This is a genomic window from Enterobacter sp. T1-1 (assembly GCF_000710795.1).
Lineage (GTDB): Bacteria > Pseudomonadota > Gammaproteobacteria > Enterobacterales > Enterobacteriaceae > Enterobacter > Enterobacter cloacae.
In genome coordinates this window covers 15,901-31,766 of the sequence record NZ_JALW01000080.1, presented here as the reverse complement: position 1 = coordinate 31,766, position 15,866 = coordinate 15,901, and the positions used below count along the sequence as shown (strand labels likewise).

Here is a 15,866-nt window from a genome sequence, read left to right as displayed (position 1 = left end):
GTTGTTATTGATCCGCTGCCCGGCATGGAGTGTCGGGACGTAGACATGAAAATACAAATCTATCCATGCAAGCATTTACCGCCAGATTATGGCGGTTTTTTTTTGCCTGCGAACCGGCCATCAGCGTGGCGGGCGGGCAAACTGTTTACGGTACTGGGCAGGGGAAAGCGCGAACTGCTGGCGGAAATGGTGACGCAGGGTCGCTGCCTGTCCAAATCCGGTTTGTTCAGCAATGCTGTCGATGCTGAGACGGCTGCTCTCAAGATAATCTTTTGCCCGCAGGAGTCGTTCATTTAGCAGCCAGCGCGCAGGCGTGGTGCCTGTGGCAGCCTGAAAGCGGCGCAGAAAGGTGCGCTGGCTCATGCCGACGCGACGCGCCAGCGAATCCACGCTGTGAGAAACGCTCAGGTGATTGTGCAGGAAGTCGAACAACTGTCCCAGACGCTGGCTCTCCCGCAGCTGTGCCACCGGGCGACTCAACTGCTGCGGCTGGGAGCCATCCCGGTGGGGAGGGATCACCAGACGGCGCGCGACGCTGTTGGCGGTTTCCATACCGTAATCCCGTCGCACCACGTGCAAACAGAGATCGATGCCTGCCGCGCTTCCCGCAGAGGTCAGAATATCGCCTTCATCCTGATACAACACATCCTCGACCACGCCGATCGCCGGATAACGGGCTTTCAGCGCCTCAATATAGCGCCAGTGGGTGGTGGCTTTACGCCCGTTCAGCAGACCCGACGCGGCCAGAACAAACACCCCGGAACAGATAGAAAGCAGCTGGCAACCGCGCGCATTGGCCCGGCGTAAGGCCTCGCAGAGCGCCGCGGGAACAGGCGCATCCATCCCTCGCCAGCCCGGCACAACGATCAGGTCTGCCGATTCCAGCAGATCAAGCCCCCCGTCGGTCAGGATGCGGATCCCACCGGTTGCCCGAAGCTCACCGTCATCAATGCCCGCCACCGCAAAACGATACCATTCGTCGCCCAGCTCGGGACGTGGCAAACCGAAGATTTCCACCGCCACGCCAAATTCAAAGGTACACAAACCGTCATAGGCCAGTACCACCACCTGCGGGCGGGAAACCTGTCTTAAGTTTGTCATCTTTTTGCTGTTTTCTGGCATAAGCGGACGCATTCACGTGATCAATTTCTGGATAGAGTAGTGTTAACACAAACGCCAAAGATGAGGAAGGATCATGAGTTATGTTACTGAATTTCCGGCTGCCGAGCCGCAGGAAGCCGTTACCCATTTTCTGCGTCGCCTGAGCGTCGAAACGGACTGTGCCGATGTGCACCATGCGCTGACGAATAACGAGCAGGACTTTGTGTTGCTGCATGTTGTCGGGAAACCTGAGCAGTTTGCCCGTCGTCATGTGCCCGGCGCGATACATATGCCCTGGAGCCAGATCACCGAGGCGCGCATGGCGCAGTGGCCGGCCGATACGCTGTTCGTGGTGTACTGCGCGGGGCCGCACTGTAACGGCGCGGACAGAGCCGCGCTGAAGCTGGCGCGTCTCGGACTGCCCGTGAAAATCATGATTGGCGGCATCACCGGCTGGGAGGACGAACAGTACGCGTTCGCCAGTAGCGAAACCGCTGCCGTGCTGTGAACATGAATAAATTTCAACTGTCGTGAAATTTTCTCGTTTGCCGGGATACAGCAGGTATGTCATCTTTTTTGGACATTTAGACATCCAGAAGTCTAAAACTTCAAGAGATGAATTATCACTGCTGGCAATTATCGCCGGCAGACAGAGGAGATTTCCATGCAGCGACAGCACGCACCATACCGCGCCGATGTAGTCGGCAGTTTTTTACGCCCGGATGCCATCAAACTGGCTCGCCAGCAGTTTGCCCGCGGTGAGATTGATGCCGGGCAGCTTCGCGCGGTGGAAGATGACGCGATCCGCCAGGTGGTCGAACAGCAGTGCGCCTGCGGCCTGCACGTGGTCACCGACGGTGAGTTCCGTCGCGCCTGGTGGCACTTCGATTTCTTCGATGGTCTGCAGGGGGTTGAGCGTTACGATTCACAGCAGGGCATTCAGTTCAACGGCGTGCAGACCAAAGCGCACGGCGTGCGCGTCACCGGCAAGCTGGGCTTTGGCGATCATCCGATGCTGGAAGACTTCCGCTATCTGAAAAGCATCAGCGGCAACGCGCAGCCAAAAATGACCATTCCCAGCCCGAGCGTGCTGCACTTCCGTGGCGGTCGCAAAGACATCGATGCGACGGTCTATCCTGATCTGAATGACTATTTTGACGATCTGGCCACCACCTGGCGCGACGCCATCCGGGCATTTTATGATGCAGGCTGTCGCTATCTGCAACTGGATGATACCGTCTGGGCCTACCTCTGTTCGGATGACCAGCGTCGTCAGATCCGCGAGCGCGGGGAAGATGCCGATGAGCTGGCGCGTACCTATGCCCGCGTGCTGAACAAGGCGCTGGAAGGAAAACCAGACGATTTGACCATCGGTCTGCATGTCTGTCGCGGTAACTTCCGCTCCACCTGGATTTCCGAAGGCGGTTATGAGCCGGTGGCCCAGGTGCTGTTCGGCACGGTGAACGTCGATGCCTTCTTCCTGGAGTACGACAATGACCGTAGCGGTGATTTCGCACCGCTGCGCTTTGTCCGCCCGGGCAAGCAGCAGGTGGTACTTGGGCTGATCACCACCAAAAATGGCGAGCTGGAAAACCCTGAAGGGGTGAAGGCGCGCCTGGAGGAGGCGGCCAGATACGTGGCAAAAGAGCAGATCTGCCTCAGCCCGCAGTGCGGTTTTGCCTCCACCGAAGAGGGCAACACCCTGAGTGAAGCCCAGCAGTGGGACAAAGTGCGTCTGGTCACGCAGATCGCCAGCGAAGTCTGGTAATCCCGTCGTCACAGCGCTGCATTATAAAAGTGCAGCGCTGTACCATTCTGAGTCGTTCTCTTTACATCCCGCGTTACACATCCTGCAATAGCACGTTATTCATCCTGGCATCCTTTTTGCTCCTGTTTCGCTGAGACATTTTTCCGCGTCCATGCCGTAACGGACGTCTTCGCACAGCGTTCTTTTTCAGGAGTGAAAATATGCACCGTCGTACATTATTAAAAGCCTTCGCGTTGTCTGCGTCAGTCGTTGCTATGGGGATGAGTTTTGGCGCACAGGCGGCCGATACCATCAAAGTGGGGATTATGCATTCGCTCTCCGGCACGATGGCGATCTCAGAAACGCCCCTGAAAGATGTCGCCCTGATGACGATTGACGAGATCAACGCCAAAGGCGGGGTGCTGGGTAAAAAACTGGAGCCAGTGGTGGTTGACCCGGCCTCTAACTGGCCGCTGTTTGCTGAAAAAGCGCGTCAGCTGCTGAGCCAGGATAAAGTGGCCGTGGTGTTTGGCTGCTGGACCTCGGTGTCACGTAAATCCGTACTGCCGGTATTTGAGGAACTGAACGGTCTGCTGTTCTATCCGGTGCAATACGAAGGCGAAGAGATGTCGCCGAACGTCTTCTATACCGGTGCGGCGCCAAACCAGCAGGCCATTCCGGCGGTGGAATACCTGATGAGCGAAGACGGCGGTAGCGCTAAACGCTTCTTCCTGTTGGGCACGGATTACGTCTACCCGCGAACCACCAACAAGATCCTGCGCGCCTTCCTGCACTCCAAAGGCGTGGAAGACAAAGATATCGAAGAGGTCTACACCCCGTTCGGACACAGTGACTACCAGACCATCGTCGCCAACATCAAGAAATTCTCCGCAGGCGGTAAAACCGCGGTGGTCTCCACCATCAACGGCGATTCTAACGTCCCGTTCTACAAAGAACTGGCTAACCAGGGGCTGAAAGCAACCGATGTCCCGGTGGTGGCGTTCTCCGTTGGCGAAGAGGAGCTGCGCGGGATTGACACCAAACCGCTGGTCGGCAACCTGGCCGCGTGGAACTACTTCGAGTCCGTCGATAACCCGACCAACCAGGCCTTCGTGGCGGACTATAAAGCCTATGCCAAAGCCCATAAGCTGCCTAACGCCGATACCGTAGTCACCAACGACCCGATGGAAGCCACCTATGTTGGGATCCACATGTGGGCGCAGGCGGTAGAGAAAGCAGGCACCACCGACGTGGATAAAGTGCGCGCGGCCATGGCCGGACAGTCCTTTAAGGCACCCTCCGGCTTTACGCTCACCATGGATGCCACCAACCATCACCTGCATAAGCCGGTCATGATCGGTGAAATCGAAGGTAACGGCCAGTTTAACGTGGTCTGGCAGACGGAAGAGCCGGTACGCGCCCAGCCGTGGAGCCCGTTCATCGCCGGGAATGATAAAAAGCCCGATCAGCCGATGAAGACCGCCAGCAACTAAGCCATTACTGCAGGGAGAAAAGTCATGAACGCCATGCGCATGATGATCGCTATTGTATGGCTTACCGGGCTGCTGCCAGGGATGGCGCAGGCATCGGATGCCGATCAATTTGTTGCCGCCAGCCGCAGCCAGCAGGCGGAGATGCTGACCCGCTGGGCTCTCGCGCCGGATGCCGCAAGACTGCCGTTACTGCAGGCGCTGCAAAACGAAAATCTGTTTGCCGACAGCCAGAAACATGCCTTTGCGCGACGCAATGGCGAGATGGTGGCGCTGGGAGATTCCCCTGTTGCAGAAGGGCAAACCAAAGCCGTACGCCTGACCAACCGTCTGCGGGTGCTGGCCGCCACGGCCAACGCTACGCATCAGCTTATCAGTGACAACGTCACGCAGCGGCGTGCCGCCGCGCGCCAGTTACAGCGGGATGCGCAGCCGGAAATGATCGGCCTCCTGCAAACGCGGGTAAGCAGTGAAACGGACGATGTGGCGCGCCAGTCGCTGCTGCTGGCGCTGGCTAATCTCCAGCTCGCCAGCCCACAGGCTGACGTGCGTCTTCAGGCTATTGAACGGCTCGGGCAATCTGACGACCCGGACGTGCCATCCCGACTCATGCCATATACCCAGACGCAAACCGAACCGGATGCCCGCGTGCGTGCCGCCGCCGGGGAGAGCCTGAGCCAAATCCAGCACCGTCTGATGTGGGGCGATCTCCTCGGGCAGGCGTTTATGGGGCTGTCGCTGGGCTCGGTCCTGCTGCTGGCGGCGCTGGGGCTGGCGATCACCTATGGGCTGCTGGGTGTCATCAACATGGCGCACGGCGAGATGCTGATGCTTGGGGCGTACGCCACGTGGATGGTTCAGCAGATCATGGCCAGCGTCACGCCTCAGTGGCTGGCGCTGTATCCGGTCGTCGCGCTGCCTGTCGCCTTCTGCCTGACCGCAGGCATCGGGATGATCCTTGAACGCACCGTGATCCGCCATCTCTACGGTCGTCCGCTGGAGACATTACTAGCCACCTGGGGTATCAGCCTGATGCTGATTCAGCTGGTACGCATGACGTTTGGCGCACAAAACCTGGAGGTGGCAAACCCGGCCTGGCTGTCAGGCGGGGTGCAGGTGTTTGCCAACCTGACGCTACCGTGGAACCGCATTGTGGTATTGGGCTTTGTGCTGATGGTGCTGTTCTTCACCTGGCTGGTCCTGAATAAAACCCGTCTCGGCCTGAACGTGCGTGCGGTAACGCAAAACCGCAGCATGGCGGCCTGTTGCGGGGTGCCGACCGGGCGTGTCGATATGCTGGCGTTTGGTCTGGGCTCCGGCATCGCCGGTTTAGGCGGCGTGGCGCTCTCCCAGCTGGGCAACGTCGGGCCGGAACTGGGCCAGGGTTACATTATCGACTCCTTCCTGGTGGTGGTTCTTGGTGGCGTCGGACAGCTGGCGGGGAGCGTGGCGGCGGCGTTTGGCCTTGGGATCTTCAACAAAATTCTTGAGCCGCAGATGGGGGCCGTGCTGGGCAAAATCGTCATTCTGGTGGCCATTATTCTGTTTATTCAGAAACGTCCGCAGGGATTGTTTGCGCTGAAAGGGAGGGTCACTGACTGATGAGCCAGCCACTTACCTTAAAACTGGCGCGAAAAGCGCCACGCACAACGCAGATTGCAGGCAGCCTGCTGGTGGCGTGTTTGCTTATATTGCCGTTCTTTGCGATGTTGCCCGCCACCCATCCGCTGGCGCTGTCGACCTGGATGCTGACGCTGCTCGGCAAAATCCTGTGCTACGCCATCGTTGCGGTGGCGCTCGATCTGGTATGGGGATATGCCGGTATGCTCTCGCTGGGCCACGGGATCTTCTTCGCCCTGGGCGGATACGCCATGGGGATGTACCTGATGCGCGAGGCCGCAGGCGATGGGCTGCCCGCATTTATGTCGTTTCTCTCCTGGAGTGAACTGCCGTGGTTCTGGTGGGGAACCCAGCACTTTGCCTGGGCGCTGGTACTGATTGTGATGGTGCCAGGGCTGCTGGCGCTGGTGTTTGGCTGGTTTGCCTTTCGCTCAAAAATCAAAGGCGTTTATTTCTCGATCATGACGCAGGCCCTGACGTACGCGGGAATGTTGCTGTTCTTTCGCAACGAAACCGGGTTTGGTGGCAATAACGGTTTTACCGGTTTTACCACGTTGCTGGGGTTCTCCATCACCGCGACCACGACACGTATCGCGCTGTTTCTGGCGACCGTCATGTTGCTGCTCCTCACGCTTGGCATCGGCTTTGCCCTCGCCAGAAGCAAGTTTGGCCGTATTCTCACCGCCGTGCGCGACGCTGAAAACCGCCTGACGTTTTGCGGCTACGATCCGAAGGGATTTAAGCTGCTGGTATGGACGCTTTCCGCCATGCTGTGTGGCCTGGCGGGAGCGCTCTATGTGCCGCAGGTCGGGATTATTAACCCCGGTGAAATGTCGCCGACCAACTCCATTGAGTCCGCCATCTGGGTGGCGCTGGGCGGCCGCGGCACGCTGGTTGGCCCGGTCATTGGCGCGGCGCTGGTGAACGGCGCGAAGAGTTTCTTCACCGTCGCAATGCCGGAATACTGGCAGCTGTTTCTCGGGCTGATTTTTATCGCGGTTACGCTGTTTTTACCGCGCGGCGTCTACGGCCTGTTTCGTAAGGGAGAGAAATAATGCAGCCAGCCGAAGGATTATTCACTCGCCAGTTGCCCGGGGATCGCTATCGCGAGCAGACGGACCCGGTGCTGCAGCTGGATAAGATCAACGTTAACTTCGATGGGTTTCAGGCGCTGACGGATCTCACGCTGAACATCGGCGTGGGCGAGTTGCGCTGCGTGATTGGCCCAAACGGCGCGGGAAAAACCACGCTGATGGACGTGATCACCGGCAAAACGCGGCCAAAAAGCGGTAAAGCCGTTTATGACCAGTCGGTAGATCTGACCCAGCTTGAGCCAGCCGCCATTGCGCGCCAGGGGATTGGCCGCAAGTTTCAGAAACCGACGGTATTTGAGGCGCTGACGGTATGGGAAAACCTTGAGATCGCCATGAAAACCGACAAGTCCGTCTGGGCAAGCCTGCGGGCCAAAATCAACGGCGAACAGCGCGATCGTATTGATGAGATGCTGGTCCTGCTGCGGCTCGCCGGTGAACGCGACCGCCGCGCCGGACTGCTTTCGCACGGACAAAAACAGTTCCTCGAGATCGGAATGCTGCTGGTCCAGGATCCGCATCTGCTGTTGCTGGACGAACCCGCCGCCGGGATGACGGACGCGGAGACCGAGTACACCGCCGAGCTTTTCCGGACCCTGGCAGGCAAGCACTCATTGATGGTGGTTGAACATGACATGGGGTTTGTTGAAACCATTGCCGATCGCGTGACCGTACTGCATCAGGGACAGGTGCTGGCAGAAGGCTCGCTGCGCGAGGTACAGGCCAACGAGCAGGTAATTGAAGTCTATCTGGGACGCTAAGGAGCCTTGATGTTACAGGTTAACGAACTGAATCAATATTACGGTGGAAGCCATATTCTGCGCGGCGTGAGCTTTGAGGCCATCACCGGCGAAGTGACCTGCCTGCTGGGGCGCAATGGCGTGGGTAAAACCACGCTGCTGAAGTGTCTGATGGGGCTGATCCCGGCGAAAACGGGTGAGGTTATCTGGCAGGGGAAAAAGATCACCCACAGCAAGCCGCACCAGCGGGTGCAGTCTGGCGTGGCGTATGTACCGCAGGGACGTGAGATTTTCCCGCGCTTAACCGTGGAAGAGAATCTGCTCATGGGGCTCTCGCGCTTCTCAGCCCGGGAAGCAAAACATGTCCCGGAGGAAATCTGGCAGCTTTTCCCGGTATTAAAAGAGATGAAGCATCGACGCGGAGGCGATCTCTCTGGCGGACAACAGCAGCAGCTGGCGATAGGTCGCGCCCTGGCGAGCCGTCCGCAGCTGCTGATCCTCGATGAACCTACCGAAGGCATTCAGCCCTCGGTAATCAAAGAGATTGGCCACGTGATCCGCCAGCTTGCAGACCGGGGGGACATGGCGATCCTGCTTGTGGAGCAGTTTTATGACTTTGCGGCAGCGCTGGCAGACAGCTATCTGCTCATGTCTCGCGGCACCATTATCCAGCGAGGACGGGGAGAAAACATGGAGCAGGAGGGCGTTCGCGGACAGGTTGCGATCTGAAATGTTATAATATAACATCCTCATTCTTATAAAAACGGAGTGAGGATACTGTTGTGGCTGCACATATTGGAAAATTTGCGATGACTCTGGGGGCGCTGCTGGTCAGCGGCCAGCTGTTTGCCCACTCACACGGTCACCAGATGACCGAAGCGGAGCAAAAGGCGGCAAACGGCGTGTTTGCGGACAAAGACGTTAAGGACCGGAAACTGTCCGACTGGGACGGCACCTGGCAGTCCGTTTATCCCTTCCTGCTGGATGGCTCGCTGGATCCGGTCTTCAGAAAGAAGGCGCAGAAGGACAATAAAACGTTCGACGAGATCAAAGCCTATTACCGCACGGGGTACGCCACCGATGTGGAAGCTATCGGCATCGAAAATAACGTCATGGAATTCCATAAAGGTAAAGAGGTCAGCCGCTGTCAGTATGATTACAGCGGCTACAAAATTCTGACCTACGCGTCAGGCAAAAAAGGTGTTCGTTATCTGTTTGAGTGTAAGGACGCGGGCAGCAAGGCACCGAAGTTTGTTCAGTTCAGCGACCACACCATTGCGCCAAAAGCCTCATCCCACTTCCACATCTTTATGGGCAATACCTCCCACGAGGCACTGCTGAAAGAGATGGATAACTGGCCGACCTATTATCCAAACGAGATGTACAAAGAGCAGGTGGTGGAGGAGATGCTGCACCACTAGGCTGTTGCTGTTGCCGGGTGGCGGCTACGCCTTACCCGGCCTGCGATCAGGGTTTTGTAGGTCGGGTAAGCGCAGCGCTACCCGACACGCAATCTTCACGCTTCACGCTCATTCCGCGCAGGATCATCAGCCAGGCAATGACGATAGCCGCCATCATAATCATAAACAGCGACCAGTGCGGCAAATGGGTCAGGATGATGCCGGTGATCATCGGGTTGGCCGCCGCGCCGAGCCAGCCCAGCGCCTGAGCGGAGAAGTAGCTTGCTTTCATACCCGGCGGGGCGATGTTGTCGATCAGCATATATTCACCCGGTGCATAAATAATCTCACCCAGCGTAAAGATGGCGGCGGCGATGCCCCAGTAAATCAGGTTTTCTCCGGAGATCATAAAGCCACCCAACCCCACGATAAAAAACAGGGTGGCGGCTGTCATCAACGGGCGAATATTACTGGCAGAGATCTTGCGTCCGAGTGCGTACTGCAGCGTCACCACCACGGCGGCATTGACGGGCAGAACCACGGCGACCACCTTTTCGGCGAAATCACTGTCTGCATGTGCAGCCAGAACATACTGCGAAATACAGCTCGCGAACGACCCGCCGACGTATGACGCGAGCAGGCCAGAGAGCGTATACCAGAACAGCGCGCGGTCTTTCAGCAAAACCGACGGCTGCCACGTTGTCTTCTGCTCCGCGGCATCTAACGCAATGCTTTTTTGCACAAAGAAGTGGATAAACCCCAGCGGCAGAGCGGCACAGAACGCGGCCAGCCAGAACGGCAGCTGCAGGCTGTACATTACCAGAAACGTGCCAAGAGGCGGCCCGATCGTCCAGCCGATGTTCAAAAAACTGTAGTTCAGCGAAAAAACGCGGGCTTTTTCACTGGAGGTCTGCACGTCGGAGAACCAGGCTTTCAGCACCGTCGAGAACACAGAATAGGCACAGTTGATTAACGAAAAGAACAGCACCACCAGGGTGACGTTATTGACCAGCGGGATCGCCACAAAACCGGCGATAAACGCCACAATCGCGATCAGCATGTAGCGCTTTTTATCGAACTTATCGGCCAGAATGCCAAATCCCAGGCTGAATATCACGCCGATGGTCAAGGCAATGGTCAGGGCATAACCAATATTCTCGACGCTCATGTTAAACACGCGCGTGAGATAAATAGTCATAAACGGCAGCGTAGCGCCACGACCGATGGTTAATAACAATGACGATGCCAGCAGCGCTGCGGTTGAGCGCCTGAGAGATGGTTTCATATTCCTGCCCGACAAATGCTTATGCTTTTTATAGTGTGTCCTAAAAGGAGTATCACGACATAAGAAGCTTGTATAGCGCCCAATTTATCCGTAAGTGCTTCAACTGCCTGCCAGAATTAATGATCTTCTCGCGACGCACTTTTTTCTGTTACCTTGAAGTGTTAACAAATTATTAATAAATCAGGGGCAGGGTATGACGCGTAAAGACGGATTGCTGGCACTGCTGGTGGTCATCGTATGGGGACTTAATTTTGTGGTCATCAAAGTGGGGTTGCATAACATGCCTCCGCTGATGTTGGCCGGTTTGCGCTTTATGCTGGTCGCCTTCCCGGCACTGTTTTTTGTTGCCCGCCCGAAAATCCCGCTAACGCTGCTGCTGGGTTATGGCCTGACCATCAGCTTTGGCCAGTTTGCGTTTCTGTTCTGCGCCATTAAGTTTGGTATGCCTGCCGGTCTTGCCTCGCTGGTGCTGCAGGCGCAGGCGTTCTTCACCATCATTCTTGGTGCGTTTGTTTTTGGCGAGCGTTTACAGGGCAAACAGCTGGCGGGGATCACTCTGGCCGTGTTTGGCGTGCTGGTGCTGATTGAGGCCAGCCTGAATGGTCAACACGTGGCGTTGCTGGGCTTTATGCTGACGCTGGCAGCGGGGCTGAGCTGGGCCTGCGGCAATATTTTCAACAAGCTGATCATGCAGCATGAAACACGCCCGCAGGTCATGTCGCTGGTGGTCTGGAGCGCGCTGATCCCGATTGTGCCGTTTATGGTGGCCTCGCTGATTTTTGATGGCCCGGCGGTGATGCTGACGAGTCTGGTTGAAATCGATCTCACCACTATTCTTTCACTGGTCTACCTGGCGTTTGTCGCCACCATTATCGGGTACGGGATCTGGGGTTCTCTGCTGGGGCGCTATGAAACCTGGCGCGTGGCGCCGTTATCGCTGCTGGTGCCGGTTGTCGGGCTGGCGAGCGCTGCGATTTTGCTGGACGAAAAGCTGAGTGCATTACAGCTGCTCGGCGCGGTGCTGATCATGGCCGGGCTGTATATCAACGTGTTTGGCTTACGCGTGCGTCGGGCGGCGCGAGTGCGGAATTAGGGCAGAAAAAAGCCCCGCATCGGCGGGGCAAAACGAATCAGAAGCCGTGCTGATTATAATAAGGCACGCCTAATTCGTCGGATTTGTCGCTACCAGACCCCATGTGGTTGAAATCATAAGGGGACTGGCTATGTGCTGACGGCAAAATCATCGTGTCATGATTATTTTGCTGCGTTGCACGAGGGGGTTGCTCCGCGAAGGTCTGGCTGGAAAAGAGCACCAGCAAGGCGAGGGCGGCGGAGGCGGTAACGTTCATGATTTCCTCGGTTACGTCTTTACAGGCGATGATTAACTACAATGTTTTAGCGGATAAAGGTATCGGGATTCACCCGGCACGCTGGTGATACGATACTTATGAGGCGGCACGTCGAAGTAGTTCTTAAACGTACGCGTCAGGGTCTGTTGCGATTCAAACCCGTATCGCTCCGCCAGATAAAGGATCGGTTCATTGCTTTCTTTCAGTTTTTGGGCAATTTCCGTCAGCTTGCGGCTGCGAATATATTGACCTAATGAATGACCGGTCTCTTTTTTAAACATCCGTTGCAGGTGCCATTTGGAGTAACCTGAACGCTCTGACACTTTTTCAAGGGAGAGCGGCGATTCCAGGTTATCTTCGATCCAGTCCAAAATGCTATGAATAGTGATAGCGTCAGTATTGCGTCTGGACATCGTCATACCTCTTTTTCTGTTTACGGCAGTATTTTCTTAAGCAAAAGCTCAAGCGTTGCCACTTCCTCTGCCGTTAAGTTTTTTGTTAGTTCCTGATGCAGTGTTTGTCCTACTAATTGATGACATTGTTCACACATATCCGCACCGTCGCTGGTGAGTGTCACCAGGACGCCGCGCTTGTCATTCGGGTTAGGGCTTCGTTCTATCCATCCTTTACAGACGAGACGATCCAGCATGCGGGTCAGCGCGCCCAGATCGACAGAGAGCACCTTTTTTAACTCAACCGGGGTGATACACACCTGACAGCGAATGGAGCACAGCACTTTGAACTGCGTTGCGGTGATATCCAGCGGCGACAGGTAGTCATTCAGCAGGCGGTCTTTTTTCTGATTAACCAGATGAATAAGACGACCCAGCGGAACAACGTCGTTGAAGATATCACTGGTGCTTTTCACAATGGTTGCCCTGGCAAGTAGTTTAATCACGGCAGATATTATTGCTCAGGCAAGTATAAGTCAACTGAATGGATCTGCGGATGCCACGAATTGCTAAAACGTTTCATGAACTTTTATTGAGGTCTTTCAAATCATACAGATAACGCAGGGTTATCGTTCCTTCATGAAAATAATCGTTACGTTGCGTGAATGGCTCAATGTCACACTTTCACCCTATAATTGCGGTGATAAACATGGATAAGGACAACGACGCACTATGTTGGATTTGATAAAAGCAATTGGTCTTGGGCTGGTGGTATTACTGCCGTTGGCCAACCCCTTAACGACGGTAGCGCTTTTCCTCGGGCTGGCAGGGAATATGAACAGCGCAGAGCGCAATCATCAGTCGATGATGGCCTCAGTGTATGTGTTCGCCATCATGATGGTGGCTTACTACGCCGGTCAGCTGGTGATGAATACCTTCGGGATCTCCATCCCGGGTCTGCGTATCGCCGGGGGGCTGATTGTGGCCTTTATCGGTTTCCGCATGCTGTTTCCGGCGCAAAAAGCGCATGAATCGCCTGAAGCGAAGAGCAAATCCGAAGAGCTGGAGACCGAACCGAGTGCGAATATCGCCTTTGTACCGTTAGCCATGCCGAGCACGGCAGGGCCAGGGACCATTGCGATGATCATCAGTTCTGCCTCAACGGTACGTGACGGCACTACGTTTCCGGACTGGGTTGTGACCGTTGCGCCACCGCTGATATTTGCACTGATCGGCATTATTGTGTGGGCATCATTGCGCAGTTCCGGGGCAATTATGCGCTGGGTCGGCAAAGGCGGTATCGAGGCGATTTCCCGTCTGATGGGGTTCTTGCTGGTATGTATGGGCGTGCAGTTTATTATTAACGGCGTGCTGGAGATTATTAAGACTTACCACTGAGGTCATTGCCGGGTGGCGGGGCTGACGTTATTACGGGTTTGTAGGCCGGGTAAGCGCAGCGCCACCCGGCACAAACAGACGTCACCCGTGCTGCCCCTGTTCCTCCAGCGCCACCGGCCATTTACGGAAGATCAGCACCGACCAGATAAGCGCCACCAGTGCCGGAATGGCCCCCAGATAGCCAATCGCCGACATGGACACGTGCAGAATCACCTGATTGCCCACCAGCGCACCCGCGCCAATGCCCAGGTTAAAAATGCCCGAGAACAGCGACATCGCCACGTCTGTGGCATCCGGCGCGAGGGCCAGCACTTTCACCTGCATCCCGAGACCGATAATCATGATCGCTACGCCCCAGAACAGGCTGAGGATTGCCAGCTGGCTTTCACTGCCCGCGGCGGGCATCAGCAGCAGCAGACACGCCAGCAGCAAACCGATGGCGCTGCTCACCAGCGCTGAAGCGTGCTGATTGCCAAGCTTGCCGAAAAGAATACTGCCAATAATGCCCGCCCCGCCCAGGAGCAGCAGGAGAAGGGTGGCAAAATTGCCGCTAAAGCCGGCCACCACCTGAACGAACGGCTCGATATAGCTGTAAGCCGTATAGTGGGCGGTGACCACAATAACGGTAAGCAGATAAATGCTCAGCAGCGCCGGGCGACGCATCAACAGCGGCAGGCTTTTCAGCGAGCCGGAATGCTCGCTTGGCAGCTTCGGCAGCAGTTTCACCAGACACACCAGGGTAACCAGCGCTCCCATGCCAATGGCGAAGAACGTGGTACGCCAGCCGAAGTATTGGCCCACGATACGGCCAATCGGCAGGCCCAGCACCATCGCCAGCGCGGTCCCGGTGGCAATCAGGCTCAGCGCCTGGGCGCGTTTCCCCGCTGGTGCCAGTCGGATAGCCAGCGACGCGGTAATCGACCAGAAAACGGCATGCGCAAAGGCGATCCCGACGCGGCTTAACACCAGCACCGTAAAATTCCACGCCAGGAACGACAGCACGTGGCTGGCGATAAACAACGCAAACAGCCCGATCAGTAGCTTACGCCGCTCCATCTGGCTGGTAAGCAGCATAAACGGCAGCGACATCAACGCCACCACCCAGGCGTAAATGGTCAACATAATGCCCACCTGCGCCGTTTCCATCTGGAAACTCTCTGCGATGTCAGACAACAGCCCAACCGGAACAAATTCTGTGGTGTTGAAAATAAACGCGGCAATAGCCAGCGTGACCACGCGTAGCCACGCAACCCTGCGGGAAACTGTGTTCGTTGTCATAGGGATGTCGGAGATTCGTTGCAAAAGAAGAGGAGACGATCTTAAAGCCTTGCACGGCGAAAACTCAACCATTATGTGATGCAGATCTCAATATTTACCTTATGAAAGCGGTAGCCGGAGGCAGGGTTTTCATTGAATATAAAAGAACACTCCAACAAAAACAGGCGGTAAGACAGTGCAGGAGATTGATTTTTATCTGGTCGATGCGTTTAGCAATGTGTCATTTGGCGGAAATCCGGCTGCCGTTTGCCCGCTCAAGGCGTGGCTGCCGGACGAAACGTTACTGAAAATGGCGCAACAGCATAATCAGTCGGAAACCGCATTTTTCGTCTGTACGAAAGGGGGCATTGAGCTACGCTGGTTTACCACACTGACCGAAGTTAATCTTTGCGGTCACGCCACGCTTGCTGCGGCGTACGTTCTGTTCAATGAGCTGGGCTATCCTGACTCGCGGATCCACTTCGAAACGGCCTCTGGCCGCCTGACGGTGAGCCGGGAGGGGGAGTGGCTGACGCTGGATTTCCCGGCATGTCCCACGCATGAAGAGACGCCCCCGCCGGAGATGCTCGCGGCGCTCGGTATCCGCCGCTACGTTGAAGCCCGCAAAGGCCGCGCATGGGTGGTGGTGCTGGAAGATCGCCAGCAGGTTGAAGCACTCGCACCGACAATTTCAGCCATGACGCCTGGCGAACATAAGGTTGCCGTTACGGCGCGAGGCGACGGGGATTACGATTTCGTCAGCCGCTTTTTCTCCCCCGGCGTTGCCGTCTGGGAAGATCCGGTGACCGGCTCTGCACATACCATGCTCATTCCTTACTGGAGCGAAAAATTGGGTAAAACGACGATGTTTGCCCGTCAGGTTTCCGCGCGGGGCGGCGACGTCCGGTGCGAGCTAAAAGGCTCGCGCGTGCTGATGAGCGGACAGGCGTCATGCTATTTGAAAGGCACAGTTTTTCTGCGCTAGATACCTATAAC

Annotated in this window: 17 protein-coding genes; 11 read left to right on the top strand and 6 right to left on the bottom strand. The window is 56.4% G+C overall.

Annotated elements, in window-relative coordinates; translation table 11 throughout:
- Window positions 1-120: 120 nt before the first annotated feature.
- The gene (gene ftrA, locus AK59_RS0121440) at window positions 121-1,122 is read right to left on the bottom strand and encodes a transcriptional regulator FtrA (RefSeq protein ID WP_029883790.1); all 1,002 of its coding nucleotides are present in this window, start codon (window positions 1,120-1,122) and stop codon (window positions 121-123) included.
- Between the two features lie 73 nt (window positions 1,123-1,195).
- On the opposite strand from ftrA, the gene AK59_RS0121435 reads away from it, so the two are divergent.
- From AK59_RS0121435 to zinT, 8 genes are all read left to right on the top strand, one after another.
- Entirely contained in the window at window positions 1,196-1,609 is a 414-nt protein-coding gene (locus tag AK59_RS0121435; protein WP_020688607.1) for a rhodanese-like domain-containing protein, read from the top strand.
- A gap of 156 nt (window positions 1,610-1,765) precedes the next feature.
- Entirely contained in the window at window positions 1,766-2,869 is a 1,104-nt protein-coding gene (locus AK59_RS0121430) for a cobalamin-independent methionine synthase II family protein (protein ID WP_020688608.1), read from the top strand.
- A 200-nt stretch (window positions 2,870-3,069) separates the two neighbouring features.
- A complete protein-coding gene (gene urtA / locus AK59_RS0121425; protein WP_013096636.1) occupies window positions 3,070-4,341 on the top strand; it encodes an urea ABC transporter substrate-binding protein in 1,272 nt (423 codons plus the stop codon).
- Between the two features lie 24 nt (window positions 4,342-4,365).
- On the top strand, window positions 4,366-5,940 hold the full coding sequence (gene urtB, locus AK59_RS0121420) for an urea ABC transporter permease subunit UrtB (protein WP_029883789.1): 1,575 nt from the start codon (window positions 4,366-4,368) through the stop codon (window positions 5,938-5,940).
- Window positions 5,940-7,013, top strand: a complete 1,074-nt coding sequence (gene urtC, locus AK59_RS0121415) for an urea ABC transporter permease subunit UrtC (RefSeq protein WP_029883788.1) — start codon at window positions 5,940-5,942, stop codon at window positions 7,011-7,013. The genes urtB and urtC overlap by 1 nt, the downstream gene beginning before the upstream one ends.
- Window positions 7,013-7,810, top strand: coding sequence for an urea ABC transporter ATP-binding protein UrtD (urtD, locus tag AK59_RS0121410; protein WP_020688611.1), 798 nt, complete (start codon window positions 7,013-7,015; stop codon window positions 7,808-7,810). Before urtC ends, urtD begins: the two co-directional genes overlap by 1 nt.
- A gap of 9 nt (window positions 7,811-7,819) precedes the next feature.
- Complete coding sequence (gene urtE, locus AK59_RS0121405; RefSeq protein WP_020688612.1) at window positions 7,820-8,518, top strand: urea ABC transporter ATP-binding subunit UrtE; 699 nt, start codon at window positions 7,820-7,822, stop codon at window positions 8,516-8,518.
- A 53-nt stretch (window positions 8,519-8,571) separates the two neighbouring features.
- Entirely contained in the window at window positions 8,572-9,210 is a 639-nt protein-coding gene (zinT, locus tag AK59_RS0121400) for a metal-binding protein ZinT (RefSeq protein ID WP_013096631.1), read from the top strand.
- 46 nt (window positions 9,211-9,256) lie between these two features.
- Here zinT and ydeE read toward each other — a convergent pair whose 3' ends face one another.
- Window positions 9,257-10,474: an efflux MFS transporter YdeE gene (ydeE, locus tag AK59_RS0121395; RefSeq protein WP_029883787.1), complete on the bottom strand. Its 1,218-nt coding sequence runs from the start codon at window positions 10,472-10,474 to the stop codon at window positions 9,257-9,259.
- A 193-nt stretch (window positions 10,475-10,667) separates the two neighbouring features.
- Between ydeE and eamA the strand changes: the two genes are divergently transcribed.
- A complete protein-coding gene (eamA, locus tag AK59_RS0121390) occupies window positions 10,668-11,567 on the top strand; it encodes an O-acetylserine/cysteine exporter (RefSeq protein ID WP_013096629.1) in 900 nt (299 codons plus the stop codon).
- Window positions 11,568-11,604: 37 nt separating this feature from the next.
- Here eamA and marB read toward each other — a convergent pair whose 3' ends face one another.
- Genes marB through marR form a run of 3 tightly spaced genes read right to left on the bottom strand, consistent with a single transcriptional unit; the run spans window position 11,605 to window position 12,691 of the window.
- Complete coding sequence (gene marB, locus AK59_RS0121385) at window positions 11,605-11,823, bottom strand: multiple antibiotic resistance protein MarB (RefSeq protein ID WP_013096628.1); 219 nt, start codon at window positions 11,821-11,823, stop codon at window positions 11,605-11,607.
- A 32-nt stretch (window positions 11,824-11,855) separates the two neighbouring features.
- On the bottom strand, window positions 11,856-12,236 hold the full coding sequence (gene marA, locus AK59_RS0121380; protein ID WP_008502237.1) for an MDR efflux pump AcrAB transcriptional activator MarA: 381 nt from the start codon (window positions 12,234-12,236) through the stop codon (window positions 11,856-11,858).
- Window positions 12,237-12,256: 20 nt separating this feature from the next.
- On the bottom strand, window positions 12,257-12,691 hold the full coding sequence (gene marR / locus AK59_RS0121375) for a multiple antibiotic resistance transcriptional regulator MarR (RefSeq protein WP_013096627.1): 435 nt from the start codon (window positions 12,689-12,691) through the stop codon (window positions 12,257-12,259).
- A gap of 256 nt (window positions 12,692-12,947) precedes the next feature.
- On the opposite strand from marR, the gene AK59_RS0121370 reads away from it, so the two are divergent.
- Complete coding sequence (locus tag AK59_RS0121370; protein WP_013096626.1) at window positions 12,948-13,613, top strand: MarC family NAAT transporter; 666 nt, start codon at window positions 12,948-12,950, stop codon at window positions 13,611-13,613.
- 81 nt (window positions 13,614-13,694) lie between these two features.
- On the opposite strand, the gene AK59_RS0121365 is transcribed toward AK59_RS0121370, so the two are convergent.
- Window positions 13,695-14,891, bottom strand: a complete 1,197-nt coding sequence (locus AK59_RS0121365; protein ID WP_029883786.1) for a sugar transporter — start codon at window positions 14,889-14,891, stop codon at window positions 13,695-13,697.
- 175 nt (window positions 14,892-15,066) lie between these two features.
- Between AK59_RS0121365 and AK59_RS0121360 the strand changes: the two genes are divergently transcribed.
- Window positions 15,067-15,855, top strand: a complete 789-nt coding sequence (locus AK59_RS0121360) for a PhzF family phenazine biosynthesis protein (protein WP_029883785.1) — start codon at window positions 15,067-15,069, stop codon at window positions 15,853-15,855.
- Window positions 15,856-15,866: the final 11 nt, after the last annotated feature.